At 38.9% G+C, this 18,261-nt stretch carries 18 protein-coding genes and 1 riboswitch; of the genes, 4 read left to right on the top strand and 14 right to left on the bottom strand.

All coding sequences use genetic code 11. The annotated features are described in order from the left end of the window. Window positions 1-28: 28 nt before the first annotated feature. The 5 genes from AC6F34_RS07195 to AC6F34_RS07175 all read right to left on the bottom strand — a co-directional run bounded on the left by AC6F34_RS07195 (window position 29) and on the right by AC6F34_RS07175 (window position 4,194). Window positions 29-256 carry a hypothetical protein gene (locus tag AC6F34_RS07195; protein ID WP_500770503.1) on the bottom strand — a complete coding sequence of 76 codons (228 nt, stop codon included), beginning with the start codon at window positions 254-256 and terminating at the stop codon, window positions 29-31. Between the two features lie 60 nt (window positions 257-316). Further along, entirely contained in the window at window positions 317-1,096 is a 780-nt protein-coding gene (locus AC6F34_RS07190; protein ID WP_500770501.1) for an ABC transporter ATP-binding protein, read from the bottom strand. 16 nt (window positions 1,097-1,112) lie between these two features. After that, window positions 1,113-2,141: a FecCD family ABC transporter permease gene (locus AC6F34_RS07185; RefSeq protein WP_500770499.1), complete on the bottom strand. Its 1,029-nt coding sequence runs from the start codon at window positions 2,139-2,141 to the stop codon at window positions 1,113-1,115. After that, a complete protein-coding gene (locus AC6F34_RS07180) occupies window positions 2,134-3,141 on the bottom strand; it encodes a FecCD family ABC transporter permease (RefSeq protein ID WP_500770497.1) in 1,008 nt (335 codons plus the stop codon). Before AC6F34_RS07180 ends, AC6F34_RS07185 begins: the two co-directional genes overlap by 8 nt. 72 nt (window positions 3,142-3,213) lie before the next feature. Then, a complete protein-coding gene (locus tag AC6F34_RS07175) occupies window positions 3,214-4,194 on the bottom strand; it encodes an ABC transporter substrate-binding protein (RefSeq protein WP_500770495.1) in 981 nt (326 codons plus the stop codon). A 630-nt stretch (window positions 4,195-4,824) separates the two neighbouring features. Then, a riboswitch (SAM riboswitch) is annotated at window positions 4,825-4,934 on the top strand. Window positions 4,935-5,098: 164 nt separating this feature from the next. On the opposite strand from AC6F34_RS07175, the gene AC6F34_RS07170 reads away from it, so the two are divergent. The 4 genes from AC6F34_RS07170 to AC6F34_RS07155 all read left to right on the top strand — a co-directional run bounded on the left by AC6F34_RS07170 (window position 5,099) and on the right by AC6F34_RS07155 (window position 8,948). Beyond that, on the top strand, window positions 5,099-6,124 hold the full coding sequence (locus AC6F34_RS07170) for a methionine ABC transporter ATP-binding protein (protein ID WP_500770493.1): 1,026 nt from the start codon (window positions 5,099-5,101) through the stop codon (window positions 6,122-6,124). After that, window positions 6,114-6,776, top strand: a complete 663-nt coding sequence (locus AC6F34_RS07165; protein WP_500770491.1) for a methionine ABC transporter permease — start codon at window positions 6,114-6,116, stop codon at window positions 6,774-6,776. The genes AC6F34_RS07170 and AC6F34_RS07165 overlap by 11 nt, the downstream gene beginning before the upstream one ends. 83 nt (window positions 6,777-6,859) lie before the next feature. Continuing rightward, the gene (locus AC6F34_RS07160; RefSeq protein ID WP_500770489.1) at window positions 6,860-7,729 is read left to right on the top strand and encodes a MetQ/NlpA family ABC transporter substrate-binding protein; all 870 of its coding nucleotides are present in this window, start codon (window positions 6,860-6,862) and stop codon (window positions 7,727-7,729) included. A gap of 19 nt (window positions 7,730-7,748) precedes the next feature. Then, entirely contained in the window at window positions 7,749-8,948 is a 1,200-nt protein-coding gene (locus AC6F34_RS07155) for a M20 family metallopeptidase (RefSeq protein ID WP_500770487.1), read from the top strand. Window positions 8,949-9,002: 54 nt separating this feature from the next. Here AC6F34_RS07155 and AC6F34_RS07150 read toward each other — a convergent pair whose 3' ends face one another. The 9 genes from AC6F34_RS07150 to AC6F34_RS07110 all read right to left on the bottom strand — a co-directional run bounded on the left by AC6F34_RS07150 (window position 9,003) and on the right by AC6F34_RS07110 (window position 18,138). After that, window positions 9,003-9,719 (bottom strand): ABC transporter ATP-binding protein, encoded by a 717-nt coding sequence (locus AC6F34_RS07150; RefSeq protein WP_500770485.1) that lies wholly within the window; start codon window positions 9,717-9,719, stop codon window positions 9,003-9,005. Between the two features lie 4 nt (window positions 9,720-9,723). Further along, complete coding sequence (locus AC6F34_RS07145) at window positions 9,724-11,367, bottom strand: ABC transporter permease (protein WP_500770483.1); 1,644 nt, start codon at window positions 11,365-11,367, stop codon at window positions 9,724-9,726. A 3-nt stretch (window positions 11,368-11,370) separates the two neighbouring features. Further along, window positions 11,371-12,477 carry a Fe(3+) ABC transporter substrate-binding protein gene (locus AC6F34_RS07140; RefSeq protein WP_500770481.1) on the bottom strand — a complete coding sequence of 369 codons (1,107 nt, stop codon included), beginning with the start codon at window positions 12,475-12,477 and terminating at the stop codon, window positions 11,371-11,373. 146 nt (window positions 12,478-12,623) lie between these two features. Further along, window positions 12,624-13,685, bottom strand: coding sequence for an extracellular solute-binding protein (locus tag AC6F34_RS07135; protein WP_500770479.1), 1,062 nt, complete (start codon window positions 13,683-13,685; stop codon window positions 12,624-12,626). A gap of 5 nt (window positions 13,686-13,690) precedes the next feature. Next, window positions 13,691-15,118 carry a HAMP domain-containing sensor histidine kinase gene (locus tag AC6F34_RS07130; protein WP_500770477.1) on the bottom strand — a complete coding sequence of 476 codons (1,428 nt, stop codon included), beginning with the start codon at window positions 15,116-15,118 and terminating at the stop codon, window positions 13,691-13,693. Continuing rightward, window positions 15,115-15,786 carry a response regulator transcription factor gene (locus AC6F34_RS07125; RefSeq protein ID WP_500770475.1) on the bottom strand — a complete coding sequence of 224 codons (672 nt, stop codon included), beginning with the start codon at window positions 15,784-15,786 and terminating at the stop codon, window positions 15,115-15,117. The genes AC6F34_RS07130 and AC6F34_RS07125 overlap by 4 nt, the downstream gene beginning before the upstream one ends. 281 nt (window positions 15,787-16,067) lie before the next feature. Next, window positions 16,068-16,583, bottom strand: a complete 516-nt coding sequence (locus tag AC6F34_RS07120) for a hypothetical protein (RefSeq protein WP_500770473.1) — start codon at window positions 16,581-16,583, stop codon at window positions 16,068-16,070. 4 nt (window positions 16,584-16,587) lie between these two features. Further along, window positions 16,588-17,061: an RNA polymerase sigma factor gene (locus AC6F34_RS07115; protein ID WP_500770471.1), complete on the bottom strand. Its 474-nt coding sequence runs from the start codon at window positions 17,059-17,061 to the stop codon at window positions 16,588-16,590. A gap of 342 nt (window positions 17,062-17,403) precedes the next feature. Continuing rightward, window positions 17,404-18,138: an alpha/beta hydrolase gene (locus AC6F34_RS07110; protein ID WP_500770469.1), complete on the bottom strand. Its 735-nt coding sequence runs from the start codon at window positions 18,136-18,138 to the stop codon at window positions 17,404-17,406. Window positions 18,139-18,261: the final 123 nt, after the last annotated feature.

The raw sequence follows: 18,261 nt of genomic DNA, 5'->3' as shown, positions 1-18,261 counted from the left end.
CTAAAGTGGGCAGCTCTCCTTACTCATTCTAATGCTCTTGTAGCATATTTCCTCTATACTCTTGTCTAAAAGTCCGGTCTTGACTAGCAACGGAATGACCGATCATAGAAGAAAAACATAGGATCCACCCGGTAATACGATCATGCTTATCGATTGCTTTCTCGTTATACCAAGCTGAGATGTCAGCAATGACATCTTCTGATGTTCCGATGACACCCCAATTGGCTGAGCCAATTACTTCTCGTTTTTGCAGCAATTATCACAATGTTGGTGAAAGAGTCATCCCTATTTTTAAAGGCATATCAATTCTCCTTTTTTACCGTATGTCATAAGATAGACAAACAGGAATTCCTTCATCCTCAATGATTTTGGCGTTAATTTGAAATACATCGTTTAGTACAGACATCGTCATAATCTCCTTAGGGTTTCCGGTCTCTATAATCTTGCCATTTCTCATTGCAATGATTTCATCTGAAAAACGCGCAGCTTGATTTATATCGTGGAGTACCATCACAATCGTACAACCATGCTCCGCATTTAGTGTTTTTACGATGTTCAACACTTCCATTTGGTGGGCCATATCTAAGTAAGTTGTTGGCTCATCAAGCAAGAGAATTTCTGTTTTTTGCGCTAACGCCATCGCTAGCCAGACGCGTTGCCTTTGTCCTCCAGAAAGCTGTGATAGCTCTCGCAATTTGAACTCAGACGTATGCGTCACCTCCATCGCCCAGTTGATTACTTCTACGTCCTCCTTTGAAAGGCGATTCACATTCTTCCGGTGAGGATATCTGCCATACGCAATTAAATCTTCTACTCGCAATTGAGCTGGCGCCGAGGGGGCTTGCGAAAGAATCGCAAGTCGCTTGGCAATCTCTTTTGTAGACAACGCTTGCATATCTTGGTCTTGAAGAAGAACCTTCCCGTTTTCCTTCTTTAAGATTCGCCCGATCGTTTTCAATAATGTGGATTTCCCACAGCCGTTAGGACCAATAATTGTCGTGATTTTTCCATGTTTGATTTTCGTATTTAGGTTCTTGAATATAATATTTCGCTCATAACCCGCTGATAAATCCTCTATGCGAAAGGCAGTCTTCATTCCAGCCCCCCTCCTTTTAACGTGACTTAACTAATAAATATAAGAAATAGGGAATCCCAATAATTGAAACAACAATACCTACCGCAAGTTCTGACGGTGCAAATAATGTTTTCCCAATAAAATCAGAGAAAACAAGGAGTGATGCTCCAATTAGTGCACTAACAGGGACAACATAGCGATGACTTACCCCAAACAATTGTCGAGCAATATGTGGTGCCATCAGCCCAATAAATCCGATGCTTCCTGAAACAGACACACAGGCACTTACTAAACCAACACTTGCTAGTAAAAGGACAACCTTTTCTTTTTCTAAACGAATACCAAGACTAACGATCGTATTTTCTTCTAGTTGAAAATAGTCTAGTAAATAAGATTTTCGGTAGACATACCAGCCAAGAATAAGGATCCATGGCAGCATCGATAAAATGAAAGTCCAGTTCGCGTTATAAATGGAACCTGCTTGCCATAGGGCAGCCGATTCGAAGTCTTTTTCATTCATTTTTAAAGACAAATACAAGGATAAAGCACCGAAGCCACTATTAATTGCAATCCCCGTTAAAAGCAGGCGCTGAGCATCCATTCTTCCATATTTATAGGAAATAAGAAAAATGATTGTAGCCGCTATTAAACCTCCAACAAGACCAAACAATGGCATCATCATTACCTGGAGCCATTCGGAACCATCAATGCGAACGGCATTAAATTGAAAGAAGTACATAAAAATGACGACCGCTGCCCCTGCCCCAGCGTTGATGCCAAGAATACCTGGATCAGCGAGATCATTCTTCGTAATTCCCTGTAAAACACAGCCTGCAAGTGCTAAACCGACTCCTACTAAAATTGCGATGACGATACGCGGAAGGCGGAGGTCAAAGATAACCAATTGCATGCTGTTATTCGTTTCAAGACCGATGATAGTTTTTATAACATCCCAAACACTCATATCAAACATGCCGTTAGTGATGTGCAAATAGAAGCCTAATAATAGAAATAAACCAATTGCAAATACCTTTGAAAACGTTCGATTCCCCTTCGGTTTAGGCATGTCGTTCACCTCCGCGAGATCGAATTAAGTATAGGAAGAAAGGAATACCGACGATTGCCGTAACGACTCCAATTGGGGTTTCAAACGGAAAGTTAATATAACGACTAATTAAATCACATATACTTAAGAATAAAGCTCCTATTAAGATCGAACACGGAATAATATGTCGATAGTCTACCCCTACTAAAAAGCGGACAATATGTGGAATAACGAGTCCGACAAACGCAATTTTCCCAACAAGTGCAACCGCTGTTCCTGTTAACAGGACGACTGAAAACATAGATAAATACCGAATAAGCTTCGTCTTTTGTCCTAATCCTGTTGCAACATCTTCTCCTAAAGAAGTAATCGTAATTCCGCGCGCACAGAATAGGGCAATCGCTAATCCTACAGCACCAAATGGGATCGATAATAGCAGCATGTCAATGTCAACAGTGTGAAGCTTTGTATTATACCAAGCTGCAATGGTTTGCGAAACTTGAAAATACATCGCTATTGCTGATGCGAGACTACTAAGAAAAGTTCCGATAACTGTACCAATAATTGCTAGACGTATAGGAGAAAGCCCGTTTCGGATTGCCGCTCCAAAACCAAATACTAATGCTGCTCCCAAAGCTGAACCGACAATCGATAGAAGAATCATTTGATAATTCGAAAGACCTGGAAAAAAGATGACCGCCAGCGTAATCACAAATGCAGATCCATCATTAACTCCCATTAAAGATGGAGATGCTAGATAGTTGCGGGTAATTCCCTGCATAATCGCTCCAGCAACTGCCAAAAAGGCACCAACAAATAACACAGCAATCGCACGAGGGATCCTGCTTGTAACGATAATTTGGTGGTCAATGTTGGTCTTATCAAAATTGACGATTGCTTGCCAAATAGTATGTAAGCTAATCTCCTTAGTGCCGTACAAAACAGAGATAATAGAGACACCGATGATTAAAAATGGTGTACTAAATAAAATGAACTTTGGAATTTTTGCTGTCTGTATCAATAGACTACACCTATCTTCTAACGTGAAAATTGGCAAACAAGGTGTTGCCTTGCTGCCAATTCAACATTTCTATTATTTCAATAGAGTACTTTCTACAACATCTATAAACCTCGTTTTCGACCAAGCTGTACCACCTTCAGCCAGTGGTGAAATTGTATTTATATACACTTCGTCATTTTGCGAAGCTAATAAGCTTTGAAAAATTGGATTTTGTTGTATTTCTTCTAACGCTTTCGGTGCATCGGCATTTTCAGAACCATCAAATTGTAAAAAGATCACATCTGGATCTACACTTGATAACGTTTCTAATGATAATTCCGCTTGTGCTTCGGCTTTATCAACAACCTCAGGAACTTGTAATCCTAATTCTTTATAAAGAATTGGGTTAAAGTAAACATCTTGAGGATACACATACATTAATCCCCCGCGAATACGTATCATTAAAACTGATTTTTCACTAACATCTGAATCTGCAATTTCAGATTTTGTTGCTTCAACCTTACTCTCATATTCTTTGATTAACTTTTCTGCTTCTTCTGTTTTACTTGTGATTTCTGCCAAAGCCATTAAGTTGTCTTTCCAATTTGAAGAGATATGTGAATATGGAATCGTTGTTGCTAATTTATTCATTTGTGACATCACATCTGCTTGCCATTTCGACGTTCCGATAATCGCGTCAGGCTCTAATGCTAGAATTGCTTCAGCATTTGGTGAACGCTTATTCCCAACCAAAGCCGCTCCTTTGAGCTCACTTAAATGCTCTGGGATTTCTCCCCCAATTTCTAATACTCCAACTGGCTTGATTCCAAGAGCAACTGCATCTTCCATTGATTCAAAGCTTGCAGCTACGATGTTATCTACTGGGTGTTCAAATGTATACTCTTCCCCTAAGTATGTAATCGTAAGACCTCTCTCTTGCTCTGCTTCATCCATTTTTTCTTCTTCCGCTGGACTATCCTCTTCCGATGAAGAATTGCCTTCTTCTGATGTATTACATGCAGCTAACGTTAAAGCTAAGAGCGTGGCTGCACCGATTTTCCAATAATTTTTCATAATTAACCCTCCAATTACGAATGATATTCATTCTCATTACAAACATTATCCTATCAAACAGCTTTATGTAATTGAATAGATATTTGCGTATGAAAGCATGGATTTTTATCTTCCATTTAATTAACAATTTTACTCAAGTTAAGAAAAGTTTCTGATACCTTTTTAGACTGCACTTATTCGCGGACAACACTTCAACCCTATAGAAGAGCATAAACACTTTGAATCTTCGACGTACTTAATGCACTATTTCACAAGTTATCATGCACTTTAAATGATAGAGTTTAGAGATATACATTATTTAAATTGTAGATTTACAAGAATTAACTGTAAATGTAACTATTAAATAAATCCTCATATATCTCTTTCACTCGAACAAAAGAAATAGGCTGCGGCATTTTAATCACATGGACTTTTTTCGCCCTACTACCTTCACTTATTTATTTTCTTATCAAAATTTTGACACATTTAGATGGTGAAAAAAATGACTATCTTGCTTCTATACTTGCAAGTGAATGAATAATCTAATTCAAATTATACTCATCAGTATAATTTTAAATTTTTGTTGACTTTTCCCAAAACACCTACTAAGATTGAAATTAATTCTTTTCCAAATTGAATAGCTACATCATTTTCTTATCAAGAGAGATTGAGGGATAGGCCCTATGACATCTCGGCAACAGGTTCCATTTCGGAAAACTGTGCCAATTCCTACAAACACTTATGTGTTTGACAGATGAGAAAAAGATCGTTTCTTTTATAGAATCCTTCTTTTTCTTATGTTTTAAGAAAAGGAGGGATTTTTTTGTTGTCTAATTTTACTTAAATTCATTTATTGCACTCTAGAAAATTCAGATGAAAGCTTCAATGACAGATAGAATTGTAGAACGCTTCAGGAGGGCAGTAAATGATTGAATTTAAGAATGTTTCCAAGACATTTGAAGTTGGAAAACGGAAAGTACACGCAGTAAAAGATGTTTCATTATTGATAAATAAAGGTGAAATCTATGGCATTATCGGGTTCAGTGGTGCAGGGAAAAGTACACTGCTTCGATTAGTCAATATGCTAGAGCGACCAACGGACGGATCTGTCACGATTCAAGATGTTGATGTGAGTAAGCTTGCTGCAAAAGACTTACGAACGCGTCGTCGCAGTATTGGGATGATTTTTCAAAACTTTAACTTATTCAATTCACGGACGGTTGCTGGAAATATCGCCTATCCGCTGAAATTAGCTGGATCATCAAAAGCAGAAGTGAAAAGCCGAGTTGACGAATTATTAAACTTCGTAGGCCTATCCGATAAAGCGAAGAATTTCCCTGATCAGCTATCAGGAGGGCAAAAGCAGCGTGTCGGAATTGCAAGAGCGCTTGCTACATCACCAGATATATTAATCTGTGATGAAGCAACCTCCGCTCTAGATCCGGAAACGACAGCTGATATCTTAAAACTATTAAAAAAAGTCAATCGCGATTTTGGGATTACAATTCTACTCATTACACATGAGATGCACGTCATTCAATCGATTTGCGACAAAGTAGCCATTATGGAAAACGGTGAAGTGATTGAGTCTGGAAGTGTGTTTGATACTTTCACTAATCCACAGCATCCAACCACACAGCGTTTCATTCAATCGGTACATCAGGATCTACCATCTAAGTCGATTCTTGAACATTGGCGTGAAGGCGGCGGCGGCAAGCTTTATCGTGTCATTTTCAAAGGAGCGATTTCCAATGATCCTGTTTTATCGACTGTTACAAGAAAGCATGGTATCGACTTTAACATCGTGTACGGTTCTGTTCGAGAGATTCAAGAAAGATTATTCGGAAACTTGATCATCTCGTTTATCGGAGATGAAAAGTCGGTTGAAGATGCTATCCAGACTTTAACATCGATCGTGGACATTGAGGAGGTAACAGATAATGAACGTTGATTGGTCTACATTTTGGCCCCGAATCGTTGAAGGCACTGGGGAAACGATCATCATGGTCATCGCAACTCTCGTTTTCGGTTCAATAATAGGAATAACGATGGGACTCCTGCTCTTTGTGACGAGAGAAAACAACATCCTTGAAAATAAACTCATTTTTCAGGTAGTAAATATCATTATTAATATTATCCGTCCAATTCCATTTATTATTTTCCTAGTAGCAATTTCTGAACTTACTAGATTGGTTATCGGAACGACGATTGGGACGGCAGCTGCAATTTTTCCGATGACAATTGTCGCAAGCTTCTCAATCGCACGAGTCGTGGAAAACAATTTGGTTTCAATTGACCCTGGTGTAATTGAAGCTGCTCAGGCAATGGGTGCAAGCCCGCTTCGGATTATCTTCACAGTGTTAATTCCGGAAGCACTCGGTCCACTTATTTTAGGACTAACATTCGTCACTGTCATGCTCATTGATTTCTCAGCTGTAGCTGGAACCGTCGGTGGAGGCGGACTCGGACATATTGCGATGACCTATGGTTACCAACGATTTGATGGCAGCGTCATGTTGGTCACTGTTCTCATACTAATTGCGATGGTGCAGGTAGCTCAATGGATTGGCAATAGCCTTTCAAAACTAATTATGCGTCGCTAATGCTTATTAGAAAAGCGTAAAAAATTTAGTAACACTATATAAATGTTCTTATAAAATCTTTACGAAAAAGGAGATATTTTACGATGAAAAAATTATGGCTTCTAAGCTTTACACTTCTATCTATCTTTGTTCTTGCAGCTTGCGGAAGTGAGGCGGGTAGCGGCAGCGCAGACGGTGAGACGGTAACAGTCAAAATTGGAGTGAACGGTGCAGATGGTGCCCAATGGCCCATTCTAAAAGAAAAGGCAGAGAAAGAAGGCATTGAAATTGAACTAATTGAGTTTGCAGACTACACATTACCTAACAATGCGCTAGCAAATGGAGACATTGATCTGAATGCTTTCCAGCATATCGCATTCTTAAGCCAGTACGTGAAGGAAAGTGGCGAGGATATCCTCCCTATTGGTTCGACTGTGTTTGCACCAATGGGTCTGTATTCCGAAAAGGTTAAGGATGTTTCAGAACTAAAAGAAGGTGACAAAATCGCGATTCCTGATGATCCTTCTAACCAGGCACGTGCACTACGTCTACTTGAAAGCGCCGGCCTAATCAAGCTTGCAGATGATTTTGGATTGTTCGGAGACCCTTCAAAAATAAAGGAAAATAGATTAAATCTAGAAATCATCCCAATGGTTGCACAACAAACACCACGTGTTCTACCGGATGTTGCTGGCTCTGTTATCAATAACGGTGTTGCAGGTCAAGCAGGATTTCATCCAGTAGATGATCCGATTCTAAAAGAAGATGAAAACAATGAAAGCATACACCCTTATGTGAACGTCATTGCAGCAAGCGGTGAAAATAAAGAAAACAAAACGTTTAAACGAATCGTTGAGCTTTATCAAGAAGCAGATATCGAAAAAGCAATTACAGATGATACAAATGGTGGTTCCTTCTTAGTGAAATTATCTCAAGACCAATTGGATGGAGCGTTTGCAGAATTAAAAAATTAATTTTTTCGGAGGTATGACAATGAGTGTTAAAAACGATGTGAAAGAAGGATTGTTTCAGTCTATTGAGCAAAACCGAAAGCTTTACATTCAAACGAGTCAGGATATCCATGCGAATCCTGAAATCGGCAATCAAGAGGTGTATGCATGCGGGAAGCATGTTGATATCCTCCGTGATGCAGGCTTTGACGTTCAAACTGCTGTTGCTGGTCATGAAACATCATTCTATGCAATAAAGGATAGTGGAAAAGAAGGCCCTACAATTGCCTACCTTGCAGAATATGATGCATTGCCTGGAATCGGCCATGCGTGCGGCCACAACATCATTGGTACAACAAGCGTTGCAGCCGGTATCGCGCTTGCTGAAGCACTCCCTGAAACAGGAGGTCGTGTCGTTATTCTTGGCACTCCAGCTGAGGAAGGTGGACCGAACGGTAGTGCCAAAGGTAGCTTCGTTAAACACGGCTTCCTAGAAGATATTGATGTAGCCTTAATGCTCCATCCATCTGGAAGAACAGGCTTAACAGGTGAAACACTAGCCGTTGACCCGTTAGACTTTCACTTTTATGGAAAACCAGCGCATGCATCAGGCTCACCTGAAAAAGGGATCAATGCACTAGATGCTGTTATCTTGTTGTTCAACGGCATAAATGCATTGCGTCAACAGCTGCCATCTGATGTGCGCATTCATGGAATCATCACACATGGTGGCGATGCCCCAAACATCATACCAGAATACGCATCGGCGCGCTTTTTCATTCGTGCCGAAACGTGGAGCAAAACGGTTGAAGCGTCAACAAAAGTAAAAGCCATCGCCGAAGGTGCTGCCATCGCAACTGGTGCGACAGTCAAAATCGAACGCTTCCAAAACGAAGTAAAAGACTTTGTTCTAAACCCAATATTAGATGAAGCACTTGGTGAAGAGCTAACTGCACTCGGAGAAATCGTGCATATAGAAAAGAGAAAAGGCAAAGGGTCAACCGACGCTGGTAACATCAGCTACGAAGTTCCAACAGCTCATGGTTACATCAAAATCGGACCTGACGACCTCATCGGCCACACCGTCGAATTCCGAGAAGCAGCCAAATCGGAGCAGGGAAACATTGCCCTCATCACAGGCGCCAAAGCTCTTGCATCAACAGGGTATCGCTTGCTAACAGACTTCGAACTGCTCCATCAAGTGAAGAAAGAATACGAAAGAGCAGTAGCGGAAAAAGCTTAAAAAACAACGATCATAACGGAATAAACGAAGACTGATCACAAAGTCTTCGTTTACCTATCCGTTTGATAGAGATGCATATTCTTGAGATTTTGACCTTATCTTTTGTTTCTTCATAGAACGCTCCTTCTGATTACCGTCTATTAAGACAACACGATCACATATTGCATGAATATCCTCCTGGTCATGTGAAACGAGTAAGCATGTTATATTCGCTTTACGTAAAATATGTCTTAGCTCATTACGAATTTCCATTTTCAAGTGAGCATCTAAACTACTAAATGGCTCATCCATTAGAAGCACCGAAGGTTCTGGAGCTAGTGCCCTAGCCAGTGCTACCCTTTGTTGTTGCCCACCACTTAATTCATGCGGATACCGTTTTTCATACCCTTCTAGTTGAACCAATGCTAGCATTTGTTGCAATCGCTTCTGGCGAAGTGGCCTTTTATATTTATGGAGTCCAAAAACGATATTTTCAGCGACAGTCATGTTTGGAAATAACGCATAATCTTGAAAAATCATTCCTATTCCACGTTCTTCAGGTTCTACAAATGTACTTTCATCCATCAAAACGCGATTGTTCACTTCAATTCTTCCACTTTCAGGGATTTCAAGACCGGCAATCAACCTTAATAACGTACTCTTGCCACTCCCACTTGCCCCTAATGCACCCACAATCTCGCCGCGTGACATCGTCAAAGATAGCTGATCTAACACTACTGGCTGACGTTTTTTGAATCGGAAAGTTACCTGTTCAACGTTAACATACGTCATCGTCTCACTTCCTTTCTGGACTCAGTATAAATAATACAGATACAAGTCCAATTAATATAAGCAACAACGATGGCAATGCAGCATCAAACACTCGTTCATCGGTTGCATACTGATATGCTTTAGTGGATAAGGTGTTGTAGTTAAAAGGTCTAAGTAAGAGTGTTAGCGGTAATTCTTTAATAATTTCTACAAAAGTTAAGACAAACCCAGTAAAGAGCGATCCTTTAATTAGCGGAATCTCTATACGAAAAAAAGTAACAATACTGCTCCTTCCGAGCGTCTTTGATGCCTCTGAATAGACTAATGGTACTTTCTCGTAACCTGATTCCAGTGCATGAAGGCCTGTTGCCATAAAACGAATGACATAGCCTGTTATTAACATTGCTAAAGACATGCTAAGCACCAATGCCCCATCATGCATGCCGACCTTCATGTAAAAAGGAGATAGAAAGTCATCTAATGAGAGAAATACAGACAAGACTCCAATTGCAACAATTGCTCCTGGAATCGAATAACCTGATGATAAAAGTCGAGTTACTCCTTGCATAAAAGGAGAATCAAACAATCTAGCTGCACGAGAAGAAAGTAATGCAATTGTTAGGATGATGATTGTTCCAATGCTTGCTCCCATTAATGTATTCACAATTAAATCGTAAAAATCAGCATGTAAAACATTTTTACCATGTTGTATTGACCATATGATCAATTGAATGATCGGGGCTAGGAATGCTAGGAAGAAAATGATTGTACAAAACAGAAATGCTCCCCAGCGTCCGAACCCTTTAAGTTCCTTAGGCTTAAGTAAATTACTACTTTTTACTGCACGTCCATACCTTCTGTTTCTTCTTAGTAGACGTTCGAGTATAAAGAGTCCTATTACACCAAGCATAAGCCATGCTGCTAATTTCATTGCCGATTGTACATCATACATTCCAAACCATGTTTGAAAGATCGCTGTAGAAATCGTTTGCACTCCAAAGTAATTCGCCACCCCATAATCGCTAAGTACCTCGAACACAACTAACATAACTCCAGCGATAATTGCTGGCCTTGCAAGAGGGAGAATGACTCTAAAAAATACCGATAGAGGCTTGTGACCAAGAAGTCTTGCATTCTCAAAAAATGTAGCACTTTGGTTCTCTAGAAAGACTCTTGTAATCATGAATACATAAGGGAATAGAAATAAAGTCAGGACGAATATTGCACCCCGATTCGACATAATTTCGATGGTACCAGCAGGTAACTGTATACCGAATTGGTTGCGCAAATTTGCTTGAATAACCCCAGTATAGCCAGTCATTGAACTATACGTATATGCTGCAATATAAGGAGGGATCGCTAGTGGAAGTACAAGTGCCCACCTATAAAAATTCCGTAAAGGAAAATTATAAAAAGCGATTAGCCAAGCGAGAAGCACTCCAATTATTCCAGCTAAAAAACTTGTTATTAAAACCAACTTTGCTGATCCTAAAATATAATCAGCTAGTAGATACTGTTTAACATTAGCCCAATTATCTGTCGCTGGATGAAACAATCCAGACATAACATAAAAGATGGGCAGCAATATTACAACTGCCCCAACTACACTTGATACTGTCCATCCATTAATAGATCTTCTGGCTAATCTCGAAACCAGATTGATCCTCATTCTCTATTTCCAGCCTACTTTGTTTGAAATTTCTACTGCCTTTGGATTGTATTCTCCGTACTTAGCAAAATCAATATTTTGGCTTTTAAACGATCCCCAACTTTCAAGAAGTTCCGGAATAGTTGCCTCATCATTCACTGGGAATTCAAAATTTGCATGAGAAATTTTCGTTTGAGCTTCTGCAGCTGTTAAGAACTCTATTAGTTTAATGGCATTCTCTTTATTTTTGCTATATTTAACAAGTCCAGCTCCGCTAATATTTATATGAGTTCCGCTTGTTTCCTGATTCGGGAAGAATACTCCAATCTCTTCTGCAACCTTCGCTTCTTCTGCATCTTCAGAAGCTGCCATTTGCCCTACATAATACGTATTCATAAGAGCGATATCGCCTACACCTGCGACAACTGCTTTCGCTTGATCACGATCTCCGCCCTCAGGCTCACGTGCAAGGTTTGCAACTAATCCTTCCGCCCAAGACTCTGCCTCTTCCTCGCCCATGATGTCGATGAAAGATGCTAATAGCGACTGATTGTATAGATTGGTTGATGACCTTACAACTACTCTTTCTTTCCACTTATCTGTCGTCAAATCTTCATATGTAGATAGTTCACTAGGATTCACACGTTCCTTTGCATATACAATTACCCTTGCTCGTGTAGATAATCCAATCCAATTGTTTTCTTTATCACGAAGTTCAGCAGGAACTTGAGCTTCTATAACTTCTGATACGATTGGTTGTAAAATATCTTCTTCCTTGGCTGAGTTTAGAATTCCACCATCCACTGTAATGAAAAGGTCAGCAGGTGTACTTTCACCTTCACGCTTCATGCGCTCAATCAATTCAGGAGCTTTTCCTTCAACTACATTTACCTTAATACCAGTTTCCTTTGTAAAAGTATTGTATAGCTCTTGATCTACATCATAATGTCGAGCAGTATAAATATTAACCTCTCCACTGGATTCAGTAGATTCAGAGCCTGATGTATGATTAGAATCATTATTTTTCGTATTATCTGTATTGCTTGAGGATCCAGAACTACATCCTACCAAAACCGCTATAAACAAGATAAATAAGACAGTAAGAAAGCTAAAACTTTTATTGTTCCACATGTTTCTTTTTTCCTCCTAGAACGAATATAGGGACATTCTAAAACTTAATGATAATGAGAATCATTATCTTGGTCGCCTATAAAGTATTCTAACAACGAAAAATGAGAAAACACTGTGAAAATGAAATAATTTTTTTAAAAATTTTCTTACTTCCATCCTGCTTTTGCAAAAATGTCTACCGCCTGCTTTTGATATTTTCCAAGATTACGAATATCCAATTGTTGAAACTTAAACCTTTTCCAGCTTTGCAAAAGGTCAGGCACATCGGCTTCATCATTCACTGGAAACTCGTAACTGCCGTATGCGAGCATAGATTGACCTTCCTCACTTGTTAAAAATTCTACTAGCTTAAGCGCATGATCCTTATTTGGAGCATATTTCGCCACTCCAATTCCACTTATATTCATATGAGCGCCTGTAGTCAACTGATTTGGAAATAAAACGCCGAGTCGTTCTGCAATTTCCCGCTCCTCAATATCACTTGATGTTAGCATTTGTCCAATATAATACGTATTCATAAGTGCTACATCGCCAATATTCAAGGCAATTGCCTTTGCTTGTGCCTTATCTCCTCCTTCTGGCTCCTGAGCAAAATTTGATACAATACCATTCGCCCACATTTGTGCTTCTCGCTCTCCTTCAATGTCAATAAATGAAGCTAATAATGACTGATTGTATAAGCTAGACGAAGAGCGAACAAGAACTTTTCCTTTCCATTGTTCATGTGTCAGATCCTCATAAGTGCTCAAGCCTACGGGATCTACACGATCTTTTGCATAAACAATGACTCTTGAACGAGTCGCGATCCCTGTCCAATAATGATCAGGATCACGCCACTTTGTAGGCACATTCTGTACTAAAACATCTGAATTGATTGGCTGGAGTACCCCCTTTTGTTTCGCAAAATCAAGAACACCTGCATCAACTGCAAGGAATAGATCAGCAGTTGAGGACTTGCCTTCCTGCTTCATCCGATCGATAAGCTCCTCTGCAGTTCCCTTCACTTCAATCACATGGATACCCGTTCTCTTAGTAAATTCCTCAAAAATCTCATTGTCTATTTGATAATGTCTTGAAGTATATACTGAAACTACTTGCTCACTGTCCTCTGAATTTGCTCCCCATTTCAACGTGAAGAATAAAGAAAAGAATATGAGCATTGCTAATGAAATAATGAATAAGAATCTCCACTTATTCCACTTTCGCACGATCATCATTCCTCCTTCTCTTTAATATGATAGCGCCATGCGAACGATATGGTCACATTCGTTCCTACACCCTCTTCGCTTCGAATCGTCATTGCTCCGTTGTAGCGATCAACTAGCCTTTTAGCAATAGACAATCCAAGACCAGTTCCTCCCTGCTCCCGACTACGATTCTTTTCGACCCGGTAAAACCGATCCATTACATTTGGTAAGTCTTTTTTAGGAATCCCCACTCCATAATCACTAATTTCAAAAATTGCGTTCTGATCATGAATTAAACCCGTCACTCGGACAGATGAGTACTCTTTAGAATATTTCACCGCATTATCTAACAAGATCAACATTAGTTGCTCTAAATGCTTTTCACGAATTAAAATTTCCTTATCCTCGAATCCTAAGAAATTTGTTTCAAACATAAACTGTGGATGTAATTGCTCTAATTGTCCAATTACATGGAGAATCGTCCGATCAGCGCGTATCGTTCCCTCATTAAATTGACCCATTTCATTTTCCATATTTGTAAGGACAAGTAGGTCTTGTACTAATGATTTTAGCCTGTTCAATTCATGATAAGAAATTTGCAGAGACTCCTGCATTACTTCAGGGTCGTCCTTTCCCCAACGGAGCAAAAGAGACATATGTCCATCCATAATAGCAATGGGTGTCCTTAATTCATGCGATGCATCTTCTACGAATCTACTTTGCCTTGAAAATGAATCCTCAACCTGATTCATCATATCATTAAAAATTTTCATCAAAGCGGTCATTTCATCTACCTTTTCAGGAATATCCATCCTCTCTTTCAGTCCTTTACTCTTCACATTATTCATCGTCTCAGCCATTGACTGAAGGGGCTTCAACAATTGTTTCGCTAGTATGCCACCGCCAATCCCACTTATAAGGGCTGCACCAATTGCAGACAAAATGAACACATAAAACATGGCTTTTGTCATCTTTTGGAATTGATCCATTTTTTTAACGATTTCAATGGTTCCATTGAATGAGTGAATCATGATTGGACTCCTCATTACAAATAAGCTATATCCTGATTGTTCAATTAGATCTGTCTCGGTCTTCCATTTTTGCACGAAAGGCACCCATTCTTCAGGGATACCTTCAGATACTGTAATCACTTTAGACCCGCTTTGATCAACAATTCGAATCATTTGGTCAGGCTGATTTTTCTTCGTTAAATATCTACGTACCCTTGGCAAATCTTCTTGAGTGAAGCCCGCTTCCATCTCCAGGATTCCATTTAAAATATCGTTCATTTTATGTTCAACCTGTTTTTTTTCCTGGTTAATGATCCAGTTCTCTACAAACACATATTGTATGGCGTTGTAGACAATAAATAATATAAAAATGAAGAAAGCTGACCATAAAGTTAAGATCCATTTTATTGGTACACGAGACCAATACAGCCTTAATTGATTCATGACTTCATCATATAGCCAATCCCACGGACAGTCTGAATGTAGCTTTCTTTTCCAGGCTCATCAATTTTATTGCGTAAATATCGTATGTATACATCGACTACATTCTTATCAACTATTGCTTCAAAACCCCATACTTTATCTAATAGCAGCTCTCTATCCATGACTCGATTCGAGTGTTCCATAAGGACAGCCAACAAATCAAACTCCCGTTTAGTCAAACCAATCTCATTGTTTCCTCTTTTAACTTCTCTCAAGTCTACATTTAAAGACAAGTTTTTAAATGTTAAAATAGATTGTGAAAACTCAGCGTGCTCCCTTCTAAAAATCACTCTCATACGAGCTTTCAATTCCGCAATAGAGAAAGGCTTCGGCATATAATCATCCGCTCCACAATCCAACCCCTCTACTCGATCCTTAATACTATCTCTAGCTGTTAGCATAATAATTGGCGTTTGTTTTGTTTTACGAAGTTGTCGGCATACTTCCATTCCATTCAACTTTGGCAACATTAAATCAAGCAGTATTAAATTCCAGTCTTCCGATAATGCGAGATGGAGACCAGTCTCCCCATTATTAGCCATAATTACTTCATTTCCCTCTCGCCCTAACTCCATCTCAACGAATCGAGATAGATGCTGTTCATCCTCTATAAACAATATCCGCCTCATTTTAGTCTGATTCCCTTCATTACTAATTTCTATATTTATGATTATCTTTAAAACTCATTATAATGAGAATGATAATTCTTTTCAATTAGAATTGAGCGACCTCCTAGATTAAGAAGAGAAAAAGTACTAAAAGAAAATCAACATGAGCTTTTATCCTAACGTTCATTTTTATAAAAAAAGAGAGGGGTGAATTTTAGTCTTTCTAAAATTCACCCCTCCCTATTTAAACAGGTTATGTCCCCTCTGATTCAATCGTTAAAGGATTATTAATGCATTAACTGTTATCTAATCGGATCTTCAAAGTTCCAGTTCGTAAAAATGGCTCCTGCAATTACAGGGTCTGTAGTTGTATCTTCCGTAAATCCTCCTACTAAGTTTCCTACTCTAAATGTAGGTTCAAAAAGTTGCTCCTCTTTAGGTGCTGCTGTAGGACCATCTATCCCTATCTTCGTATCATCAACAACTACTACTTCCATTCCATTATCCAATGTAAAGCTAAGTCCATCCTCTCCAACCTCTGTTATGACTCCTTCTATGTTAAGCATTACACTTGCAGCCGGAGCTGAATGGTTCACTTCAATTCTCTCGGTTAAATCTAACGCTGTTTCACCATTTGTATTTGTTAAAACAATGACAGCAATTGCCGCACACGCTACTAAACTTCCAACCATCAGCTTTATCTTTTTCATATATAGCCTCTTTTCTTTATGATCATATTCCATCATTTCTTTTTGCATTTTGCTCTTAAAATCTTCAGAAGCATGGATTTCCTTCATAACCTTCTTATAAGCACTCATCAGCTTAACTCCCTTCTTCTAAAATGTCTTTAAGTTTCATTCGTACTCTCCTTAGCTTAGAGCCTACTGTATTTGCGTTCATTTCTAATAGACTTGCAATCTCTGAACTCGTATAGCCTTCATAATAATGTAGATAAACAATGGTTCTCTCCTTTTGATCAAGCTCAAATATTTCAGGGAGAACACCTTGCTCCTCTTTAGCAATAAACATCATTTCTTCTGTTATTGGTACTGTCCTTTTAAAACGAGAAGACTTAAAGTAATCCTTGCATTTATTAAACGTCACTTTAATGAGCCAAGCCTTTAGATGTTCTTCATTATCAAAGGACTGTTTCTGTCTCATAAGTGTCATATAAACATCTTGAACAATATCCTCTGCTTCAGACATATTTTTTGTCTGCTGCACAGAGATTCGTATTAAGGTGTCACTATAAGTTTGAACGATCTCATGAACACGTAAGCCGGCGAACGTTTTCATATTCAACCTCCTTCAATTCATAATACGATTGATTTTCATCTTTTCGTGCAGCAGGGAAAAATATATTTATAGATTCGAGAAATCCTCTCTTTAAAAGGGTTGCATTTAATGAGAGCAGAGTCATGACCAAATCGCTTTCTCTTTTTTAACACTTAAGGTATATCGATAGATTAGTTTCGGAAGGTTATGTAATCGTGTGGATGAAAACAGTGCGGAATGAAAAAGCTGATAAATGCAAATGAAATGTGACTCCACTTAAAAAGTTCGACGATCATATACGGATCATCGAACTTTAGTAAAAAAGGATATCGTGTAACATATTATTAAAGCATCAGAGTGTTGCTATTGTAACCAAGAAAGAATGGCTTCTACGATTTGATCTTGTTGTTCAATTGTTGAAATCTGAGCTGGATTATCTCCCTTTTGCTCTCCATACCATCCAAATTGAGCATGGTTTCCACCTGTTACTTCTACGTAAACTGTATCGTCAGGCAACAAAGTATCCGCTGCTTCAACTTTTTCAGGTGTGCTAAGTCCATCAAGGTCTCCGTAAATAGATAGCACCGCTAACTGTTCTTGAGAGAAATCAACCCCACCTCCAGGATACGAACCGAGGAAAAATAGTCCTTCAATGTGCTCAAGATTCTTTTCTGTAAACATTGAGGCAGCTACTCCTCCCATTGAATGTCCTCCAATATACCACTGTAACTGAGGATATTGATCAATGATTTTCATCGCTTTATTCACATCTAAAAGACTTAAATTCAAGGTAACACTAGGGATAGCTACTAGATAGCCTTTTTCTGCAAGTTTGTTTCCTAAATAACTATATGCTTCAGGCTCTACTTTTGCACCAGGATAAATAATAATCCCTTTTTGATTTTCGGGAACTTCCTCCCCAAAAATAAGCCAACCCTCTTCCATTTTATTCTCATCCACTTGAATATACTCATTCACTTCTGGACTTGCTTTATACGTCATCTGTGTCCAAACGACAAATCCAATTACGCTTAAAAGGATGATCGCAACTACTGCCAATAATATCTTCTTAAAAATTGATAACTTTTTTGTTTTCATTCTCCATGTACTCTCCATATTCGTTTAACTGAGTTGTTTTTAAGTGAAGCAAATCTATTCTTATTCTCTCCTTTTTTTTTTTTCAACTAAATAAAATGTAAGCCATTCATAAATCAATGTCCA

This window comes from Niallia sp. CD-39 (assembly GCF_059874745.1).
This window is presented reverse-complemented; position numbering and strand designations above follow the sequence as displayed.